Raw genomic sequence first — 19,955 nt, forward strand, 5'->3', positions numbered from 1 at the left:
AACAACGACGCACGCGTTGCGTGGAGCCGCGATGCCCAGTACGCGGGAAGCCATCGCGAAAGCGCGCCCTCTCACCTTTCCTTCCACCCACTCGGACTCGAACGCATGACAATCGCACGACGTCTGGCCGGATTCCTCCCCCTGTCGCTGTTCCTGCTCCTGTCCGCCTGCGGTGGCGACGGGGGATCGTCGCCGGTGGACGGCAATCCGCCGTCGTCGCCTCCGCCGGCGCCACCACCCACCTCTCCATCGCTGAACGGGCCGACCACCTATCGCTGGGGCAACGTCGCGATGGGTGGTGGCGGCTACGTCTCGGCGGTGGTCCCGAGCAGGACGCAGCGGAACCTGGTCTACGCCCGCACCGACGTGGGCGGCGCGTACCGATGGGACCAGGCCACGGGCCGATGGATCCCCCTGAACGACTTCCTCTCGGAAGACGATGTCGGCCTGATGGGAATCGAGTCGCTCGCGCTCGATCCCAAGGATCCGGCCGTGGTCTACCTGCTGGCCGGCACTTCGTACTTCAGCAACGGCAAGACGGTAGTGATGCGTTCCGGCGACTACGGCGCGACGTTCTCGCGCGTGACCGACGTGACCGCGCAGTTCCACGTCCACGGCAACGGCATGGGGCGCGGCAACGGCGAAAAGATGCAGGTCGACCCCGGCAACAGCAACGTGCTGTACGTGGGCTCGCGCGACAACGGGCTGTTCAGGAGCACCGATGCCGGCGCGAGCTTCGCGCGCGTGGGCTCGCTGCCGGTGACCACCACGCCCAACGAGGCCGGGATCAGCTTCGTGCTGCTGGACCCGACCAGCGTCGCCGGCGGAGTGGCGCAGCGCATCTTCGTGGGCGTGTCGCGCTACGGTTCGGTGGGTCCCAACCTGTACCGCAGCGACAACGCCGGCGGCAGTTTCACGCCGGTGGCCAATGCGCCGTCGGCGTACATGCCGCAGCGCGCGGCGCTGGCGGGCGACGGCAACCTGTACGTCACCTACGGCAACGGGGCCGGCCCGCACGGCAACTGGAGCCAGCCCGAGCCCATGGATGCCGGCCAGGTGTGGCGGTACAGCGTTTCCGGCGGCAACTGGACCAACGTGACCCCCGCGGGCATCAGCGGGGCGTTCTCCGGCGTGTCGGTGGACCCGAACAACCCGCAGCGCGTGCTCGTCTCGACCATCAACACCTGGATGCAGCAGGGCGACAACTGGGGCGACCAGTTCCTGCTCACCACCAACGGCGGCGGCAGCTGGACCAACGTGGTGCAGCGCGGCTTCGCGCTCGATACCGACGGCGTGACCTGGATCGGCGGCAACAGCATCCACTGGGCGAGCAGCATCGAGTTCGACCCGTTCGACACCCGGTCGGCGTGGGTGACCTCGGGCAACGGCGTCTTCCGCAGCGCGAACATCGAGGCCGTCCCGGCCACGTGGACCTTCGCGGTCAGGGGACTGGAAGAGACGGTGCCGCTCGGGCTGGTCAGCGTGCCGGGCGGGCCGCTGCTGTCGGTGATCGGCGACTACGACGGCTTCCGCCACACCAATATCGACGCCTATGCGCCGATCCACACGCCGCGCATGGGCACCACCCCCGGCCTGGCGGTGGCCGCGGCCAACACGCCGGTCGTGGTGCGCTCCAGCATCAAGCAGGTGTTCCGCTCGAGCGACACCGGCGCCACCTGGACCGAAGTGGCGACGAAGCTCCCGAGCGACAGCAGCAACACCCGGGACAGCGTGGTCGCCCTTTCGGCGAACGGCAACGCATTGCTGCACGCCATCCGGATCGGCGACGCCACGACGACCTACCGCTCGACCAACTTCACCAGCGCGAATCCGACCTGGACCACGGTGACCGGCCTGGGCACGAACGCCCTGCGCCCGGTGGGCGACCCGGTCAACGCGAACAAGTTCTATGCCTACGACAACAGCAACGGCGCGGTGCTCGTCAGCACCGACGGCGGCGCCAGCTTCGCCGTGGCCGCCACGCTTGCGGCCGGCGGTTCCACCTGGATACGCCCCGCCCCCGGCCGCGAGGGCGACGTGTGGGTGGCGCTGCGCTCGGGCGGGCTGAGCCGTTCGACCAACTCGGGCGCCTGGTTCGTCAAGCTGGCCAATGTGACCGACTGCAGCGCGGTGGGCTTCGGCAAGGCGATGAGCGGTGCCAGCTACCCGACCGTGTTCATCTGGGGCTCGGTCAATGGCGGCAAGCGCGGCCTGTACCGCTCCACCGACGAAGGCGCGAACTGGATCCGCATCAACGACGACGCCCACCAGTTCGGCGGCCCCGGCAACGCACAGTTCGTCGCTGGCGACATGAACGCGGCGGGCGTGGTCTACATGAGCACCGTCGGGCGCGGCATCGTCTATGGAGCGCCGGTGGCGACGCAGGCGAGCGGGCGCGCGCAAGCGAACGGCGCGCGCTTCCCCGACGGCTCGGGGCCCGCCAAGTGAGCGGCGTGGCCTCCCTGTCCCGGCGCGATGCGATCAAGATGGCGCTGGCCGCCAGCGTGGCCGCACCATGGCCGTCCGCAGCTGCCGGGCAGGGCGGCGCCGGTACCGGCGGGATCGTTGCGCAGGAGGCCGACGGCACGTCCGCGCGTCCGTTCCATGCCTGGGCGGCCACGCCGCCGATGGGCTGGAACAGCTGGGACAGCTTCGGCGCCAGCGTCACCGAGGCCGAGTACCTGGAGAACGCGCGCATCCTCGCCGAGCGCTTCCTGCCCTCCGGCTACGACGTCGCCACCGTGGACATCCAGTGGTACGAGCCCGGCGCGCGCTCGTCCCACTACCGCCCGTTCGCGCCGTTGCAGCTCGATGCCCACGGCCGCCCGCAGCCGGCGCCCAACCGCTTTCCCAGCGCGGCGCGCGGTGCCGGCTTCGCCCCGCTGGCCGCGCAGGTGCACCGTTTGGGCCTGCGCTTCGGCGTGCACATCATGCGCGGCGTGCCGCGCCAGGCGGTGGGCGAGTGCTTGCCGATCGCGGGCAGCCGCTGGCGTTGCGACGAGGTGGCCGATATCCGTTCCACCTGCGCCTGGAACACCGACATGTGCGGCGTGGATCCGGACCACCCCGGCGCCTTCGACTGGTATCGCGCGTGGTTCGCGCAGCTGGCCGGGTGGGGCGTGGATTTCGTCAAGGTGGACGACATCGCCGCCCCGAACTACCACGCGCGCGAAGTCGAACTGATCCGGCGCGCCATCGATGCCACCGGCCGGCCGATGGTGTTGAGCCTGTCGCCCGGCCCTTCGCTGCTGGAGCAGGCGGCGCACCTGCAGGAACACGCGAACCAGTGGCGCGTGTGCAACGACTTCTGGGACACCTGGCCGCAGCTGCGCGACAACCTGGCGAACCTGGTGAAGTGGGCGCCGCATGCGCGTCCGGGGGCCTGGCCGGATGCCGACATGCTGCCGGTGGGCAAGATCGGGCTGCGCAACTTCGACGGCGAAGGCCAGGGCGAGCGCGACACGCGCTTCACGCGCGACGAGCAGGTGCTGATGCTCACCGCATGGACCTGCGCCCGCAGCCCGTTGATCCTGGGCAACGACCTGCGCCAGCTGGACGAATGGACGCTGCGCCTGGTCACCAACCCGGAAGTGCTGGCGCTGCTGCGCGTGCCCGGCGTGCGCGAATGGCACAGCACCTCGCAAGGCCACCGCTTCGTCTGCAGCGGCCCGCAGGGCACCTGGGTGGCGTGGCTGAACGTTGGCGAGGCGCCGTGGAACGCGCCGCTGCCCGCCTGGCTACCCGAAGCGCGCCGCGACTGCTGGGCACGCACCGACCTGCCCGCGGGAACCCGCGACCTCGTCGTGCCACCGCATGGTGCGCGGCTGGTGCGCTGCGCCTGAGGACAGAACGTGGATCCAGGAACCTCGCCATGAAGAACGCTCCCGAGAGGCCGTGGTGCCAAACGTCGCGCACCCGGCCTTCCTCATCGCCGATCGTGCGCGTCCCCATCGGCGGCGCGATGTTCCTGGGCGCCACCGCTTCCGCCCACGGAAGCGACAGGGGCAGCAACGGTGCGGAACTGCGGAACGGTGACTCCACGAGGAACGCGATGAAGAATCCGCTGAAGAAGATCTCCCTCTCCCTGCTGCTCGCTTTGCTGGCCGCCAGCGCGCACGCCGAGGTGCGCCTCGCCAACGTGTTCGGCGAGCACATGGTGCTGCAGCGCGACCGCCCGCTGCAGCTCTGGGGCCAGGCCACGCCGGGCCAGACGCTGACGGTCGAACTCGCCGGCCGCAAGGTCAGCACGCGCGTGGGCGCCGACGGCCGCTGGCGCGTGCGACTCGCCCCGCTGCCTGCCGGCGGCCCGCACCGGCTGCGCGTCGAGGGCGACCAGACCGTCGAGCTGGACGACGTGCTGATCGGCGACGTGTGGCTGCTCGGCGGCCAGTCGAACATGGAGTGGCCGCTGGCGCAGACCGACACCGGGCCGCAGGAGGTGGCGTCGCCGCAGAACCCGCAGCTGCGCCAGTTGCGCGTGCCGCTGCGCGCCAGCGTGACGCCCGAGGCCGAGATCGCGGCCGCGCCCTGGGCGGTGGCCGAGCCGGGCAAGGTGGGCGAGTTCAGCGCGGTCGGCTACCACTTCGCGCGCCAGGTGCAGGCGGTGCAGGGCGTGCCGATCGGCCTGATCCAGACCGCCTGGGGCGGCTCGATGCTGGAGACCTGGGTGCGCCGCGACGCGGCGCTGCAGGACCCCGACCTCGCGCCCGCGGTGCGGGCGCTGCCCGCCGACAACGCCAGCTTCGGCACCGGCCTGCGCCAGCGCGTGCTCGGCCGGGTGGCGGCATGGCAACCGGGCCTGCCGTTGCAGGGCGTGGATGCGGGCGGCTGGTCCGCCGCCGCGGACATCGACCGCGACTGGCCCACGCTGCAGGCGCTGCACTATTGGGAAGGCGAGGGCCTGGCCAACCTGGACGGCGTGGTGTGGATGCGCAAACGGGTGGAACTCACGGCGGCCCAGGCCGCCGGCGCCGCCCAGCTGCACCTGGCCCAGGTGGACGATTGCGACGAGACCTGGGTCAACGGCCAGCGCGTCGGCGGCCAGTGCGGCTGGGAGCAGCCGCGGCGTTATGCGCTGTCCGCCGGCCTGCTGCGCACGGGCGCCAACTGGATCGCCGTGCGCATCACCGACACCGGCGGCAACGGCGGCATCCATGGCGATGCGGCCGACCTGCGCCTGGACACCGCGGCCGGCGCGATTCCCTTGACCGGCGCCTGGCGGGCGCGGGTGGAGCAGGTCGCGGCGCCGGCCGGCCCCGTCGCGAACGACGGGCCAACGCTGGGCCACAACGGCCTGATCGCGCCGCTGCAGGGCCTGGCCGTGCGCGGCGTGCTCTGGTACCAGGGCGAGGAGAACGCCGGCCGCGCCGCCGCCTATGCCGACGGCTTCAAGCGCCTGATCCAGGACTGGCGGCAGCAGTTCGGCGACCCGGACATGCCCTTCCTGTTCGTGCAACTGGCCGCCTGGTTCCCGCTGGCCGACAACCGGCCCGACGGCAACGCCTGGGCCGAACTGCGCGCGAGCCAGGCCGCGGCCCTGGCCTTGCCCCACACCGGCATGGCCACGGCCATCGACGTGGGCGACGCGGTCGACATCCATCCGCGCAACAAACGCACCGTGGGCCAGCGCCTGGCCGCGCTGGCCCTGCACGAGCTGGGCCTGCGCGCGGCGCCGGCCGGCGGCCCGCGCCTGATCAGCCAGTCCGCGCACGGCGGCGAGTTCCGGCTTCGCTTCGGCGACACCGCCGGCGGCCTGCACACCGCGCGCGCCGGCGAGCCACTGCGCGGCTTCTACCTGGCCGGCGCCGACCGCCGCTGGGAGCCGGCCGAAGCCCGCTTCGAGGGCGACGCGATCGTGCTGCGCAGCCCCACGGTGGCGGCGCCGGTGGCCGCACGCTATGCCTGGGTCAACAACCCGAGCGAGGCCAACATCGTCGGCGGCGACGGCCTGCCGCTGCCGCCGCTGCGCACCGACGACTGGCCGCTGGAGTCCGCCGCCCGCCGCTATGGACGCTGACCTCATGACCCATCCCGCGAGCGCTTCCATGAACCGTTTCCCGCGCGGCGCGCGCTTCCCCGCCTGATCCTGGATTTGCGATGACATCGAGAAAAACGATCCTGTGCACCCTGCTGTCGCTCGCAGCGCTGGCCTCGCCGGCCATCCGTGCGCAAAGCGCCGATGGCCGGACCGACTGGCCCGGCGCCGGCCAGCTCTACGTGGGCACCAACTACCAGCCCTTCGACCGCGCCGATCGCGCGCAGATCCAGCGCGACATCGACCGCATGAAGCAGGCCGGCATGAAGGTCGTGCGGATGGGCGACCTGGCCTGGGATTCCTTCGAACCGGAGGAAGGCCGGTTCGACTTCGCGCTGTTCGACTGGATCATGGACCGCATGCAGGCCGCCGGCCTGAAGGTGATCATGGACATCCCCGGGCAACCGGCGCCGATCTGGCTGCACAGGAAGTATCCGGGCGTTGACATCGTCAACCAGTACGGCATCCGCCTCGATCCGGCCGAGCGTTACATGGACGACACCAGCGACCCGGACTATCGGCGCCTGCTGGCGCGCCTGGCCGACACGATGACCAAGCGCTACGCCAAGCACCCCGCGCTGTTCGCCATCGGCTACAACAACGAGAGCGGCAACGGCATGGTGTCGTACTCGGAAGCCGATCGGCAGCGCTTCATCGGCTGGCTCAAGAAGCGCTACGGCACCATCGAGGCGCTGAACAAGGCCTGGGCCACGCAGCGCTGGTCCCGCCGCCTGAACACCTGGGACGAGGTGCGGCTGCCTTACATCGACGGCCCGGGTCCCTACGAGCGCTATCTCGATCTGCGGCGCTTCTGGTCGGAGCAGACCATCGAGGTGCTGGAACTGCTGGAGGCCGTGCGCGAGAGGAACGTGCCCGACAAGCCGGCCATCTCGAACCTGTGGGCCAGCGCCGATCGCAAGGGCTTCGACTACCTGGCCAGCTATCGCCGCTACGTGAGCTACGGCGCGATGGGCTTCTATCCCGGCGATCCGCTCAGCGCGGGATTCGAGGCCACCATGATGCGCGCCGGCATGAACGCGCCGATCTGGTTCAATGAGTTCACGGCCGGCGGGCCCGGCTACTACGGCACGCGCGGCCGTTCGCGCATGTGGGCCCACTTCGGCCTGCTGATGGGCGCCCAGGCGGTGATGCCCTGGACCTGGCACAGCCATCATGGCGGCGAGGAGCAGGCGCTGTTCGGCCTCATCGACCATGACGACCGCCCCTCGTGGAAGCTCGACGAGTTCGCCACCATCGCGGCCGAATTCCGCAAGCTGGAGAAACTCGGCTTCCCGCGCCTGCAGCGGCCCGAGGTGGCGATCGCCTACGCGTTCGACAACGTCATCGCGACCAACCCACCCCGGGAGGGCATGTCCAATACCGTGCGGCCCTACGTGAACCCGGGCTACCTGAAGCAGGCGCACGCCGCCTACGCGCCGCTGTTCCGGGACAACATCGACGTGGCCGTGATCTACCTCGGCAACGAGGACCTGGGCCGCTACAAGCTGGTGGTCGTGCCGGGCATGTACTTGCTGGACAAGGCCTCGGCGGACAACGTGCGCAAGTACGTCGCCGCGGGCGGGACGGTCGTGATGACGGCGCAATCGGCCAAGGTGAACGACCACAACCAGTGGTTCGACACGCCGCTGCCCGGCGGCCTGACCGACGTGTTCGGCCTGCGTACCAACGAGTTCTTCAACGCGGGCAGGGTGCGGGCGCGCATCGGCGGGGCCGACGTGGAGGGCGACAACGGCTTCGTCGAGGTGCTGGAGCCTTCGACCGCCGACGTGCTCGCGCGTTTCACCAACACCGACGGCCAACTGCCGGCGGTCACGGTCAACCGCTTCGGCAAGGGGCGCGCGATCTACGTCGGCACGGTGGCGCAGCCCGCGCTGATGGGAGCGCTGTTCCGCCAGCTCTACCCGAGCCTGGGGCTGGAGGCCGGCCCGAAGACGCCGGAGGGCGTCTACGCGCGGGTCGTGCAGGGGCGCAGCTACTACGTCAACACCACCGGCGAGCCCAAGGACATCCCGATCGAGGGCACGATGAAAGGCATCATCGGCGGGCGCAGCTGGACCGGCACGTTGACCCTGCCGCCGATGGGCGCCGAGTTGCTGGAACCGGGCCGATGAGCCCGCCGGTGCCGCAACCAGGCCTCATGGCATGACTTGCCGCCGTTCCTCGGGCCTTGCCTGGGTGCGGGCGAATGCACGCCGGCCTGGCCGGCGCCCGGCCCGCCAGGCGGCTTCAATCCATTCCATGGTTATCGACATCGCTCAAGAGGAATCGTCCATGCTCCAGCTTGTCCGACGCATCGCGCACGCCGTCATCCTGCTCGGCCTGGCCGCCGCCGCGCACGTCCACGCCCACGAGACGCTCAAGCTCGACGCGCCCAAGCCGCTGCTCGCCGCGGCGCCGCCGATGGGGTGGAACTCGTGGAACAAGTACGGGTGCAACATCGACGAGGCGCTGGTGCGCCGGCAGGCCGATGCGATGGTGGCTTCCGGCATGAAGGATGCCGGCTATCGGTACATCGTCATCGACGACTGCTGGCAGAAGGGCCGCGACGCCGACGGCAACATCGTCGCCGATCCCGAGCGCTTTCCCAGCGGCATCAAGGCATTGGCGGATTACGTGCATTCGAAGGGGCTGAAGTTCGGCCTCTATTCCGACGCCGGCGCGCTCACCTGCGGCGGCCGCCCGGGCAGCGCCGGCCACGAGTTCCAGGACGCGCGCCAGTACGCCAGGTGGGGCGTGGACTACCTGAAGTACGACTGGTGCTACACCGGCCCGCGCAACGCGGAAGCCGCCTACACCATCATGGCCAAGGCGCTGCGCGAGTCGGGGCGCGACATCGTGCTGTCGATCTGCGAATGGGGCGACAACCATCCCGAGCGCTGGGCCCAGCCGGTCGGCCACCTGTGGCGCACCACCGGCGACATCTACGACGCCTGGGAGGGCAAGAAGGGCTACTCGCTCGGCATGACCAACATCCTCGACCTGCAGGCCGAGCTCTGGCGCTACTCCGGGCCGAATGCCTGGAACGATCCGGACATGCTGGAAGTGGGCAACGGTGGCATGACGACCACCGAGTACGAGTCGCACTTCTCGCTCTGGGCGATGCTGGCCGCGCCGTTGATCGCCGGCAACGACCTGTCCACGATGGACGAGGACACCCGCCGCATCCTCACCAACGCGGACGTCATCGCCGTCGACCAGGATCCGCTGGGCCAGCAGGCCAGGCGCATCTGGAAGCAGGGCGACCTCGAGATCTGGGCGCGCCCGCTCCAGGGCGGCGACCACGCCGTGGTGCTGTTCAACCGCGGCAAGGCGCCGTCCGAGATGCGGGTGAGCTGGGACCAACTGCACCTGCCCGCCGGCCTGAAGGCCGACGTGAAGGACCTTTGGAGCAAGAAGGTCTACAGGAACGTGCGCGACGGCTACGGCGGCACGGTCGCCGCGCATGGCGTGATCATGGTGCGCATCACGCCGGTGCCGTGATCGGGCCGGCTGCGACCGTCATCGGAACCGAGGCCGCCGGGTGGAATGGCGGCCGTTCCCACCCCGGGACCGCGGCGCAACGCCGGCTCGGTCCTTCCATCGGACGCGGGATATCGACGTGAAGACGCTTCTCCGCATCGCCGCCGCCTTGTGCATCGGGTTGCTCGCGAACATCGCCGGCGCGACGACGCGCAGCAGCGAGGTCATCAACCGCGACTGGCTGCTCCAGTTGGGCAACCCGCCCGGCGCGCAGGAACCCGGCTACGACACCTCGCAGTGGCGTCGCGTGGACCTGCCGCATTCGTTCTCCGAACCGTACTTCCTCGGCACCGGGTTCTACGTCGGCCATGGCTGGTATCGCAAGCAACTGGACGTGCCGGCCAGCGCCATCGGCAAGCGCATCACCCTGGAGTTCGACGGCGTCTTCCAGGACGCGGTGATATGGGTCAACGGCCACCGGGCCGGCCGCCACGTCGGCGGCTACACCGGCTTCAGCGTCGACATCACGCCGTACGCGAAGGCGGGCCGCAACTTGCTGGCCGTGCACGTCAACAACGAATGGAACGCCCGCGTGGCGCCGCGCGCCGGCGAGCACGTGTTCTCGGGCGGCATCTACCGCAACGTGCGCCTGGTCGTCACCGATCCCGTGCACGTGGCCTGGTACGGCACCTTCGTGACCACGCCGCAGGTATCGGACGCGCGCGCCACCGTGCGCGTGCGGACCGAGGTGCGCAACGAACGCGACAGGGAAGCCCGGGTGACCCTGGTCTCGGACGTGCTGGACGCCACCGGCAAGCGCGTCGCCACGCAGCGCAGCGAGCAGGCCGTGCCCGCCACCGGCATGTTCGACTACGACCAGACCCTGCCCGAGATCGCCCGGCCGCGGCTGTGGTCGCCGGACCAGCCCTATCTGTACACGCTGCTCAGCCAGCTCTACGTGGACGGCCGGCTCGTCGACCGCTTCGAGACGCCGTTCGGCATCCGCACGGTCAAGTTCACCGCCGACCGGGGCTTCTTCCTCAACGGCAAGCATCTCTACCTGGTCGGCGCCAACGTGCACCAGGACCAGGCCGGTTGGGGCGACGGCGTGACCGACGGCGCGGCCCGGCGCGACGTGAAGATGGTCAAGGACGCCGGCTTCAACTTCATCCGCGGCTCGCACTATCCGCACTCGCCGGCCTTCACGAAGGCGACGGACGAACTTGGCATCCTGTTCTGGTCGGAAGCGCCGTTCTGGGGCATCGGCGGCTTCGGCGCCGACGGCAGTTGGCTGTCCAGCGCCTATCCGCCGGACCCGGCGGACAGGCCTGCGTTCGAGGCCAGCGTGCTGCAGCAGGTCGAGGAGATGGTGCGCATCCATCGCAACCGCCCGTCGGTCTTCGTGTGGAGCGCCAGCAACGAACCCTTCTTCACCAAGGGCGATGCGATGGAGGCGATGCGGGATTTCCTCAAGCGCGAGGTGGCGTTCTTCCACCGCATCGACCCGACGCGGCCGGTCGCCATCGGCGGCGCGCAGCGCGGCGGGATCGACAAGCTGGGCGACGTGGCCGGCTACAACGGCGACGGCGCGACGCTGTTCCTGGATCCCGGCGTGCCTTCGGTCGTGTCCGAGTACGGCTCCACCATGGTCAACCGTCCCGGCGACTACGCGCCCGGCTTCGGGCTCATGCCCGATACGCCGGACCAGAAGGACAACCCCCGGCCGTACGCGTGGCGCTATCCCTGGCGCTCGGGCGAAGCGCTGTGGTGCGCGTTCGACCACGGCTCCATCGCCTCCATCGAGTTCGGCTCGATGGGCTTCATCGACTACTTCCGCCTGCCCAAGCGCCAGTACTACTGGTACCGCAGTACCTACGCGGGCGTGCCGCCGCCGGCCTGGCCGGTGGACGGCACGCCCGCGCAGTTGCAGTTGAGCGCCAGCCAGACCGTCATCCACGGCACCCAGGGCCTGGACGATGCCCATCTGGTCGTCACCGTGCAGGACGAGCACGGCCGTGCGCTGAGCAACTCGCCGGACGTGACGCTGACCATCGTCAGCGGCCCGGGCAAGTTCCCCACCGGCCGCCGCATCGCCTTCAGCAACAAGTCGCTGGTCGCGATCCGCGACGGCCAGGCCGCGATCAGCTTCCGCTCCTACTACGCCGGCGAGAGCGTCATCGAGGCGACCTCGCCGGGCCTGAAGCCGGCGCGCATCACGATCACGACGACCGGGCCGGACCGCTTCGTTCCCGGCCAGTCGCCGCTCGCCCCCGACCAGCCCGTCGTCGCCTATCCGCCGTTCACCCGCATCGCGTTCCCGGGCGATCCGGTCAACATCGCGATCAACCGGCCGACCGCCAGCAGCGGCGCCGAGCCTGGCCACGAAGGCCCCAAGGCCAACGACGACCAGGAGCAGACCTGGTGGAAGGCCAGCGCCAAGGACGGTTCCGCCTTCTGGTTGATCCACCTGGAGAACGTCTACGCGTTGCATTGGCTGGCCCTGGTGATGCCCGACGACCAGGGCGCCGACTTTGTCGTCGAGATCAGCAAGGACAACACCGAATGGCAACAGGTCGGGGAGGGCAAGGGCGGGCGCAGGAGCTACGACTTCGCGCTGTTCGACAAGCCTCACGCCGCGGCCTTCCTGCGCATCCGTTTCCCCGACGTCACGCCCGAGCACCCTGCCGCACTGAGCGAGGTGCGGGTGATAGCGCTGCCCGAAAAATGAGGTTCCGACATGCACAACCGTTCAGTACACATCGCGTTTTCCAGTGCGTCCCCGATCGCCGGGTGGTCCATGCGGGTGATCGCGGCGCTGGCCTGTTGCCTGTTCGCCATCGCGGGTGCCGCGTTCGCGCAGGATCGCGCGCCGGATCAAGTACAGGTCACGCCCGAGCGGGCGCGCGCCAACTTCGCCCGGCCCATCGTGCTCGGTCCGGACGACGTACGCGCGTTTCCCGAGGCCCCGGCCGGGTTCCGCGACGAGCGGGCCGGCATCGCACGGGGCAGGGTGGAGACCTTCGCCTACCACTCCGGCGTTACCGGCACCACGCGCCAGGCCAACGTCTACCTGCCGGCCGGCTACTCGGCCAAGCGCAAATACCCGGTGCTCTATCTGCTGCACGGCATCGGCGGCAACCAGGACGAGTGGCGGGGCTATGTGCGCGCGCAAGCGATCCTGGACAACCTGATCGCCGACGGCAAGGCCGTGCCGATGATCGTCGTGATGCCCAATGGGCGCGCGCTGCCGGACGATCGCAGCCCGCCGGAAGACCGCGTGTTCACCCCGGAGAACGCCGCCGGTTTCGCCAGGTTCGAGCGCGACCTGCTCGACTTCCTGATCCCGGCGATCGAGGCGAAGTACCCGGTCCAGGCCGACCGCGAACACCGCGCGATCGCCGGGCTCTCGATGGGCGGCGGGCAGGCGTTGAACTTCGGCCTCGGGCATCCCGATACCTTCGCCTGGATCGGCGCGTTCTCGCCGGCCCCGAATACGCGGCCGCCGGCGGAGCTGCTGCCGGATCCGGAGGATGCGCGCGCGCGGTTCGCGCTGCTGTACCTGTCGTGCGGCAACCGCGATGGCTTGATCAACGTTGCGCAGGGCGTGCAGGCCTACCTGAAGCAGCACCGCATCCCGCACGTCTGGAACGTCGACGACCACGGCCACGACGGCGACAGCTGGGCCAACAACCTCTACTACTTCGCGCAGAAGCTCTTCCGCTGACCCGGCGCGCGCGCCTGTGCCGGCGCCGTGGCACGGCGAGTGCTCCTACGACGCGGGTGCCGCGGTCGACCCGCGCAGCATCAGGTTGAAATCCAGCGTCTGCTGGTGGGGGACTTCCACGGCCTCGACGATGGCGAGCAGGAGGTTGACGGCCCGGATGCCGATCTCGCGCATGGGCTGGGCGATCGTCGTCAACGGCGGCGTGAGGTAGCGCGAGGAGGCCAGGTCGTCGAAGCCGACGATCGAGAAGTCCTCCGGCACGCGGATGCCCAGGTCCCGGCACGCGGCGAGCACGCCCAGCGCCATCTGGTCGCTGAAGCAGAACGCGGCGGTGGGCGCGGGCGACTGGGCCAGCAGCTTGCGTGCCGCCGCGTAGCCGGATTCGACCGAGAAATCGCCCGGTACGGTCGTCATGAGGCGCAGCCGGCCGCGCGCCCTGGCGGCGGCCCGGGCGCCTTCCAGCCGTTGCTGGTGCAGCGGATTGTCGGGTGGACCGCCGACCACGGCGATCCGCTCATGCCCAAGGGCGTACAGGTGTTCCATCGCGGCGCGCGAGGCCGCGGCATTGTCGATATGGACGCTGGGGATGCCCAGCGCCGGGTCGAACTCGCATCCGTTGACGACCGGCGCGGTGGCGCCGAACTGCCTGACGATCTCCCGCGCCGTCGGCGGCAGCCGGTGCCCCAGCACGATCAGGCCGTCCGCCTCGTTGCGGCGGAGCATCTGCGCGTAGCGTTCCTCCCGCTCCGGCAGGTGCTGGGTATCGCCGAGCAGGACGGCGTAGCCGGCCGCCTGCGCGGCTTCCTCGGCCCCCTGCAGGATCTGCGCGAAGAACGGATTGGCGATGTCGGGCACCGTGACCAGGATCTTGCCGCTGCGCTGGGTCTTGAGGGTCCTGGCCGCCGCGTTGGGGACATAGCCCAGCACGGCGGCGGCCTGCTCGATGCGCTGCCGCGTGGCCGGCAGGACCTTCTCCGGCCGGGAGAGCGCGCGGGACACGGTGCCTGCCGAGACTCCGGCATGCCTTGCGATGTCGTAGATGGTGGGCATGCCCTAGTCTGGCCTCCGTCGATGCGGTGCACAACGATTGTTCCGGGGTTCCCATGCTAGGATCGTGCAATCGATTGCATCAAGATGGAATGGCATGAAAACGCTCAAGGGTCCGGCGCTGTTCCTCGCGCAGTTCATCGGTGACAAGCCTCCGTTCGATCGATTGGACACCTTGGCCGGATGGGCCGCCGGGCTCGGCTATTCTGGCGTACAAGTGCCCACCAACGCGCCGCACCTCTTCGATCTCGCCCAGGCCGCGCAGAGCCAGGCCTATTGCGACGACATCGCCGGCATGCTGGCCGGGCACGGCATCCGGATCACCGAGCTGTCCACGCACCTGCAAGGGCAACTGGTCGCGGTCCACCCGGCCTACGACGCCTTGTTCGACGGCTTCGCCCCGCAGGAAAAGCGCGGCGATCCCGCCGCCCGGCAGGGCTGGGCGGTCGAGCAGCTGATGCTCGCGGCCAAGGCCAGCCAGCGCCTGGGGCTCGCCGCGCACGCCACCTTTTCCGGCGCCCTGGCGTGGCCTTATTTCTACCCGTGGCCGCAACGGCCAGCCGGCCTGGTGGAAGAGGCCTTCGCCGAGCTCGGCCGCCGCTGGCGCCCGATCCTGGATGCGTTCGATGCCTGCGGGGTGGACCTGTGCTACGAGCTCCATCCCGGCGAAGACCTGCACGACGGCGCGACCTTCGAGCGGTTCCTCGAAGCCGTCGACGACCACCCGCGCGCCAAGATCCTCTTCGACCCCAGCCACCTGCTGCTGCAGCAGATGGACTACCTGGGCTTCATCGACCGCTATCACGAGCGGATCGGCATCTTCCACGTCAAGGACGCCGAATACCGCGCCAGCGCGCGCAGCGGCGTCTACGGCGGCTACCAGAACTGGATCGATCGCCCGGGGCGGTTCCGGTCGCTGGGCGATGGCCAGGTCGACTTCAAGGCGATCTTCTCCAAGCTGGCCCAGTACGACTTCCCGGGCTGGGCGGTGCTGGAGTGGGAGTGCTGCCTGAAGCATCCGGAAGACGGCGCACGGGAGGGCGCCGCCTTCATCCGCGACCACATCATCCGCGTGACCGAGCGCGCCTTCGACGACTTCGCCGGGAGCGGCACCAGCCCGGAAGCGCTGCGCGGCGTGCTGGGGATCTGAACCAACACCGACCTGGGAGGGGAAGTCATGACGTTCGCCATGTCGCGCCTGAGCGCGATGATGTTCCTGCAGTTCTTCATCTGGGGCGCGTGGTTCGTGACCCTGGGCACGTACCTGGTGCAGGGCCCGCTGCAGGCCAGCGCCAGCCAGGTGGCGACCGCCTTCCTCAGCCAGTCCATCGGCGCGATCGTCGCGCCGTTCCTGGTCGGTCTGATCGCCGACCGCTACTTCGCCGCGCAGCGCATCCTGGCGGTGCTGCACCTGGCCGGCGCGGTGCTGATGTGGATCGCCTCCACGGCGACCGACTTCGGCACGTTCGCGACCTGCGTCATGGTCTACATGCTGCTGTTCATGCCGACGCTGGCGCTGGCCAACAGCATCGCGATGCGGCACATGCAGGCGCCGGAGAAGCAGTTCCCGCCCGTGCGCGTGGCCGGCAGCATCGGCTGGATCGTCGCCGGCGTGCTGATCGGCTGGCTGGGCTGGGAGCAGGCGCATCGGCTCGAACTCACCTTCCGGATGGCCGCGCTCGCCTCGCTGGTCCTCGGCCTGTATGCGCTCAGCCTCCCGCATACGCCGCCGCTGGCGCAGCAGCGCAACGCGGGCCTGGGCAAGATCCTGGGGCTGGACGCGCTGCGCCTGCTGAAGTCGCGCTCCTACCTGGTGTTCTTCCTGGCCTCGATCGCGATCTGCATCCCGCTGTCGTTCTACTACAACTTCACCAATCCCTATCTCAACGACCTCGGCGTGCGCGGCGCCGCCGGCCTGCAGTCGCTGGGCCAGGTGTCCGAGGTGCTGCTGATGCTGGCCATGCCGTTCCTGTTCGCGCGGCTGGGCGTCAAGACCATGCTGGCGGTGGGCATGGGGGCGTGGGTGCTGCGCTACGGCATGTTCGCCTACGGCGATGCCGGCTCCGGCTTCGCGCTGCTGGTGATCGGCATCGTGCTGCACGGCATCTGCTACGACTTCTTCTTCGTCACCGGCCAGATCTACACCGACGCCCACGCCGGCCCCGACTCGCGCAGCAGCGCGCAGGGCTTCATCACGCTGGCGACGTACGGCGTCGGCATGCTGATCGGCACCTTCCTGTCCGGCGCGGTGGTGGAGCACTACACCACCGCGGCCGGCCCGGACTGGCGGCAGATCTGGCTGTTCCCGGCGAGCGTCGCGCTGGTCGTGCTGGTCGCCTTCCTGTTCCTGTTCCGCGAACGGCCGGCCGCCGCCGCCGCGCCGTCCACGCCTTCCGCGCACTGAGGATCCGGATCGATGAGCAAGCTTGGAATCGCCATCATGGGCACCGGGATGATCGGCGCCGTGCACCGCCGCGCGGCGCTGCTGGCCGGCGCCGTCGTCAGGGGCGTGGGCGCCTCGTCGCCGGAGCGCGCCCGGGAAGTGGCGCAGGCCTGGGACGTGCCGCGCGCCTATCGCGACATCGAGGAGGCCGTGGCCGACCCGCAGGTGCAGGTCGTGCACGTGTGCACCCCCAACCACCTGCACCGGGCGATGGCGCAGGCCGCGCTGGAGGCGGGCAAGCACGTGGTCTGCGAAAAGCCGCTGGCCACGACCGCGCAGGATGCGCGGGCGCTGGCGGAGCTGGCCGCATCCACCGGTCTGGTGGCCACGGTGCCCTTCGTCTACCGCTATCACCCGGTCGTGCGCGAGGCGCGCGCGCGCATCGCCCAGGGCGACCTGGGCCCGCTGCGGCTCATCCACGGCAGCTACCTGCAGGACTGGCTGCTGGACCCGGCCAGCAACAACTGGCGCGTCGATCCGGCGCTCGGCGGCGCTTCGCGCGTGTTCGCCGATATCGGCTCGCACTGGTGCGACCTGGTGGAATGGCTCACCGGCGAGCGGTTCGCCGAGGTCAGCGCCGTGTTCGAGACCGTGATCGCCGAGCGGGGCGCCGCCACCAGCAAGAGCTTCACGACGCCTGCGGCCGGCGGCGAGAAGCACGCCGTGTCGAGCGAAGACGTGGCGGCGGCCATGTTCAAGACCGGCAACGGCGTCCTGGCGTCGCTGACCGTGAGCCAGGTCTCGGCCGGGCGCAGGAACCGCCTCTGGTTCGAGATCGACGGCGCCAAGTCCAGCGTGGCGTTCGACCAGGAAGACAGCGAACGGCTCTGGATGGGCTTCCCCGACCAGCGCGAGGAGATCTTCGTCCGCGGCCCGGGCGCGGGAAGCGCCGAACAGCGCAGGCTCGCGGTGCTGCCGGCCGGCCACGCGCAAGGCTACGGCAACTGCTTCGAGGCCTTCGTCCAGGACACCTACCGCGCCATCGCGGGCGAGCGGCCGGAAGGGCTGCCGACGTTCGACGACGGGCTGCGCTCGGCCCTGATCGTCGACGGCGTCATCGCATCGTCCAGGACGCGCGCGTGGACGCCGATCGCCGGCGCGAACCACGGCCAGCGTTGACCCGGCCACCGAACGCGAGAGCGGGCCGAAACGCGCCAACGACCACTCCTACGCCATGAACGCGAGCCATCACCGTCATCAGAATCTCGGGAGGAAACCATGACGATCACCCTGCCGCGCAGCTTCGCGGCCGCCGTACTCATGTTCTGCGTCGCCCTGCCTGTCTTCGCGAAGGACGCCGGGGCCAAGGACAAGCCCATCGCGGTGCAGATGTACACGCTGCGCAACGTCGCTTCGCTCGACGACCAGCTTAAGATCGTCCACGACGCGGGCATCCGCGCGGTGGAGACCGTCGGCACCCAGAACGTCTCCGCCGGCGAGCTGAAGCGGCTGCTGGACAAGTATTCGATCAAGGCGATCTCGGCCCACGTGCAGCTGGCCGAGCTGCGCGGCAACCTCGATGGCGTGGTGGCGTTCAACAAGGCGATCGGCAACGCCACGCTCGTGGTGCCGTACCTGCAGGAAGAAGAGCGCCCGCGCGACGCCGCCGGCTGGGCCGCGCTGGGCAAGGAGCTGGGCGAGATCTCGAAGAAGGTCCAGGCCGCGGGCATGACGCTCGCCTACCACAACCACGATTTCGAGATCGTCGATTTCGGCGGCAAGACCGCGCTCGAACACATGCTCGAGGCGGCCGGTCCCGGCGTCAAAGCCGAGCTCGACCTGGCCTGGGTCGGGCGTGCCGGCCACGATCCGGTGGCACTGCTAGGCGAGCTGCGCGGGCGCGTGTTCGCGGTGCATGCCAAGGACAACGCCCCGCAAGGGCAGGCCAAGGACGAGGGAGGCTTCGCCGCCGTCGGCAAGGGCGTCCTGGACTGGAACGCGATCCTCCCCGCCGCGGCCAAGGCAGGGGTGAAGTGGTACATCATCGAGCACGACCAGCCGCGCGATCCGGCCGCCGTCATCAAGGCCGGCGCGGCCTACCTCGAACAACACCTGCCCGCGGGCGCGGGACGCTGACGCCGTGGGGAATGCCATGTTGAAGCCGATCCTGGCAGCGATCCTGCTGCCCCTCGCCACGACGCTCGCGAGCATGCCTGCCTCGGCGCAGGATGCCGCGGCGGGCGCCAAGCTCTACGCGTCGAACTGCTCCGCCTGCCATGGCGCCGATCGCAGCGGCATGGCCGGGACGTTCCCGGCCCTGACCGACGTCGGCAAGCGGCTCGACCCGAAGCAGATGAAGGAAAAGATCAGGAAGGGCGGCGGGCTGATGCCGCCCTTCCCCCAACTGTCGGAAAAGGATGTCGAGGACATCACGGCCTTCCTGAAGCAGTGAGCGGGAGCGAGGCGGGCGCCTCGCTCTCCGTCTCCGGCGGATGCCGGAAATCAGCTTCGCCGCCATTCCCGCGGAAGCGGGAACGGCGGGGCCTCCTTCCTACAGCTCGCGCACCCAGATGTTGCGGAAGCTGACCTTGGAATCGTGGTCCTGGAGATAGATCGGGGCGCAGCCATGCGGCGCGTAGGAGGGCGCCCCGATGTATTCGGTCTTGCCCGACAGGACGGTGTCGTTCTGCACGAGCACGCCGTTGTGCAACACGGTGATGCGGGCGGGCGAGACGAGCCCGCCGCCTTCGGAGAAGCGCGGCGCCTTCCAGATGACGTCGTACGCCTGCCATTGGCCCGGGGCGCGCGAGGCGTTCACCAGCGGGATCGCCTGCTTGTAGATCGAGGCCGCCTGGCCGTTGGAGTAGGTCGGGTTGTCGTAGCTGTCCAGTACCTGCAGCTCGTAGAGCTCCTGCAGGAATATGCCGCTGTTGCCGCGGTTCTGGCCATCGAATCCCTTGGTCTGGGTGGGGCTGCGCCATTCGATGTGGAGCTGGATGTCGCAGAAGCGCTGCTTCGTGCGGATGCCCTTGCTGCCCGGTACCACGGTGAACGCCCCATCGGCCACGGTCCAGGGCGCCTTGCCGCCCTGTTCGCTCTCCCAGGCGGAGAGGTCCTTGCCGTCGAACAGCACCACGGCGTCGGATGGCGCGGCGCCCTCGGGCGTGGCCACCACCGCCGGGACCGGCTTCCAGACCTCGGTCTTGGCCGGATCGCCCTGTACCTGGGCGGACACGGGGGCCGCGGCCAGGACGCAGGCCGCCATCACGACAGGTTTCTTCAGCATC

The 19,955-nt window shown here is 69.9% G+C and carries 14 protein-coding genes; 12 read left to right on the top strand and 2 right to left on the bottom strand.

Features of this window, described 5'->3' with window-relative positions; translation table 11 throughout:
* Nucleotides 1–105 precede the first annotated feature (105 nt).
* The 7 genes from FD678_RS16995 to FD678_RS17025 all read left to right on the top strand — a co-directional run bounded on the left by FD678_RS16995 (nt 106) and on the right by FD678_RS17025 (nt 13,238).
* Nucleotides 106–2,448, top strand: coding sequence for an exo-alpha-sialidase (locus FD678_RS16995; RefSeq protein ID WP_140726595.1), 2,343 nt, complete (start codon nt 106–108; stop codon nt 2,446–2,448).
* Nucleotides 2,449–2,453: 5 nt separating this feature from the next.
* On the top strand, nt 2,454–3,842 hold the full coding sequence (locus FD678_RS17000; protein WP_218569808.1) for a glycoside hydrolase family 27 protein: 1,389 nt from the start codon (nt 2,454–2,456) through the stop codon (nt 3,840–3,842).
* A gap of 209 nt (nt 3,843–4,051) precedes the next feature.
* Nucleotides 4,052–6,016 carry a sialate O-acetylesterase gene (locus tag FD678_RS17005; protein WP_177497867.1) on the top strand — a complete coding sequence of 655 codons (1,965 nt, stop codon included), beginning with the start codon at nt 4,052–4,054 and terminating at the stop codon, nt 6,014–6,016.
* Nucleotides 6,017–6,096: 80 nt separating this feature from the next.
* Nucleotides 6,097–8,166, top strand: coding sequence for a beta-galactosidase (locus FD678_RS17010; RefSeq protein ID WP_140726601.1), 2,070 nt, complete (start codon nt 6,097–6,099; stop codon nt 8,164–8,166).
* Between the two features lie 160 nt (nt 8,167–8,326).
* Complete coding sequence (locus FD678_RS17015; protein WP_140726604.1) at nt 8,327–9,535, top strand: glycoside hydrolase family 27 protein; 1,209 nt, start codon at nt 8,327–8,329, stop codon at nt 9,533–9,535.
* A 118-nt stretch (nt 9,536–9,653) separates the two neighbouring features.
* On the top strand, nt 9,654–12,242 hold the full coding sequence (locus FD678_RS17020) for a glycoside hydrolase family 2 protein (protein ID WP_218569809.1): 2,589 nt from the start codon (nt 9,654–9,656) through the stop codon (nt 12,240–12,242).
* A gap of 9 nt (nt 12,243–12,251) precedes the next feature.
* A complete protein-coding gene (locus FD678_RS17025) occupies nt 12,252–13,238 on the top strand; it encodes an alpha/beta hydrolase (RefSeq protein ID WP_218569810.1) in 987 nt (328 codons plus the stop codon).
* 45 nt (nt 13,239–13,283) lie between these two features.
* On the opposite strand, the gene FD678_RS17030 is transcribed toward FD678_RS17025, so the two are convergent.
* A complete protein-coding gene (locus tag FD678_RS17030) occupies nt 13,284–14,288 on the bottom strand; it encodes a LacI family DNA-binding transcriptional regulator (RefSeq protein ID WP_140726607.1) in 1,005 nt (334 codons plus the stop codon).
* Between the two features lie 94 nt (nt 14,289–14,382).
* On the opposite strand from FD678_RS17030, the gene FD678_RS17035 reads away from it, so the two are divergent.
* The 5 genes from FD678_RS17035 to FD678_RS17055 all read left to right on the top strand — a co-directional run bounded on the left by FD678_RS17035 (nt 14,383) and on the right by FD678_RS17055 (nt 19,120).
* The gene (locus FD678_RS17035; RefSeq protein ID WP_140726610.1) at nt 14,383–15,435 is read left to right on the top strand and encodes a sugar phosphate isomerase/epimerase family protein; all 1,053 of its coding nucleotides are present in this window, start codon (nt 14,383–14,385) and stop codon (nt 15,433–15,435) included.
* Between the two features lie 27 nt (nt 15,436–15,462).
* A complete protein-coding gene (locus FD678_RS17040) occupies nt 15,463–16,689 on the top strand; it encodes a nucleoside permease (RefSeq protein WP_140726613.1) in 1,227 nt (408 codons plus the stop codon).
* A gap of 12 nt (nt 16,690–16,701) precedes the next feature.
* Nucleotides 16,702–17,847 (top strand): Gfo/Idh/MocA family protein, encoded by a 1,146-nt coding sequence (locus FD678_RS17045; protein ID WP_140726616.1) that lies wholly within the window; start codon nt 16,702–16,704, stop codon nt 17,845–17,847.
* A 99-nt stretch (nt 17,848–17,946) separates the two neighbouring features.
* Nucleotides 17,947–18,804: a sugar phosphate isomerase/epimerase family protein gene (locus FD678_RS17050; RefSeq protein ID WP_140726619.1), complete on the top strand. Its 858-nt coding sequence runs from the start codon at nt 17,947–17,949 to the stop codon at nt 18,802–18,804.
* 19 nt (nt 18,805–18,823) lie between these two features.
* Nucleotides 18,824–19,120: a c-type cytochrome gene (locus tag FD678_RS17055; RefSeq protein WP_218569811.1), complete on the top strand. Its 297-nt coding sequence runs from the start codon at nt 18,824–18,826 to the stop codon at nt 19,118–19,120.
* Between the two features lie 99 nt (nt 19,121–19,219).
* Here the strand turns inward: FD678_RS17055 and FD678_RS17060 are convergent, their stop codons facing one another.
* Entirely contained in the window at nt 19,220–19,954 is a 735-nt protein-coding gene (locus tag FD678_RS17060; RefSeq protein WP_218569812.1) for a 3-keto-disaccharide hydrolase, read from the bottom strand.
* Between the last annotated feature and the right edge of the window lies 1 nt (nt 19,955).

Origin of the sequence: Pseudomonas sp. Hp2 (genome assembly GCF_006386585.1) — a bacterium.
GTDB classification, from domain to species: domain Bacteria; phylum Pseudomonadota; class Gammaproteobacteria; order Xanthomonadales; family Xanthomonadaceae; genus Pseudomonas_S; species Pseudomonas_S boreopolis.

What these genes read in the sequence shown, in the direction of transcription:
- FD678_RS17025 (WP_218569810.1), top strand. Translation starts at nt 12,252, where the DNA reads ATGCACAACCGTTCAGTACACATCGCGTTTTCCAGTGCGTCCCCGATC.
- FD678_RS17030 (WP_140726607.1), bottom strand. Translation starts at nt 14,288, where the DNA reads ATGCCCACCATCTACGACATCGCAAGGCATGCCGGAGTCTCGGCAGGC.
- FD678_RS17035 (WP_140726610.1), top strand. Translation starts at nt 14,383, where the DNA reads ATGAAAACGCTCAAGGGTCCGGCGCTGTTCCTCGCGCAGTTCATCGGT.
- FD678_RS17060 (WP_218569812.1), bottom strand. Translation starts at nt 19,954, where the DNA reads ATGCTGAAGAAACCTGTCGTGATGGCGGCCTGCGTCCTGGCCGCGGCC.
- FD678_RS17045 (WP_140726616.1), top strand. Translation starts at nt 16,702, where the DNA reads ATGAGCAAGCTTGGAATCGCCATCATGGGCACCGGGATGATCGGCGCC.
- FD678_RS16995 (WP_140726595.1), top strand. Translation starts at nt 106, where the DNA reads ATGACAATCGCACGACGTCTGGCCGGATTCCTCCCCCTGTCGCTGTTC.
- FD678_RS17015 (WP_140726604.1), top strand. Translation starts at nt 8,327, where the DNA reads ATGCTCCAGCTTGTCCGACGCATCGCGCACGCCGTCATCCTGCTCGGC.
- FD678_RS17050 (WP_140726619.1), top strand. Translation starts at nt 17,947, where the DNA reads ATGACGATCACCCTGCCGCGCAGCTTCGCGGCCGCCGTACTCATGTTC.
- FD678_RS17040 (WP_140726613.1), top strand. Translation starts at nt 15,463, where the DNA reads ATGACGTTCGCCATGTCGCGCCTGAGCGCGATGATGTTCCTGCAGTTC.
- FD678_RS17005 (WP_177497867.1), top strand. Translation starts at nt 4,052, where the DNA reads ATGAAGAATCCGCTGAAGAAGATCTCCCTCTCCCTGCTGCTCGCTTTG.
- FD678_RS17010 (WP_140726601.1), top strand. Translation starts at nt 6,097, where the DNA reads ATGACATCGAGAAAAACGATCCTGTGCACCCTGCTGTCGCTCGCAGCG.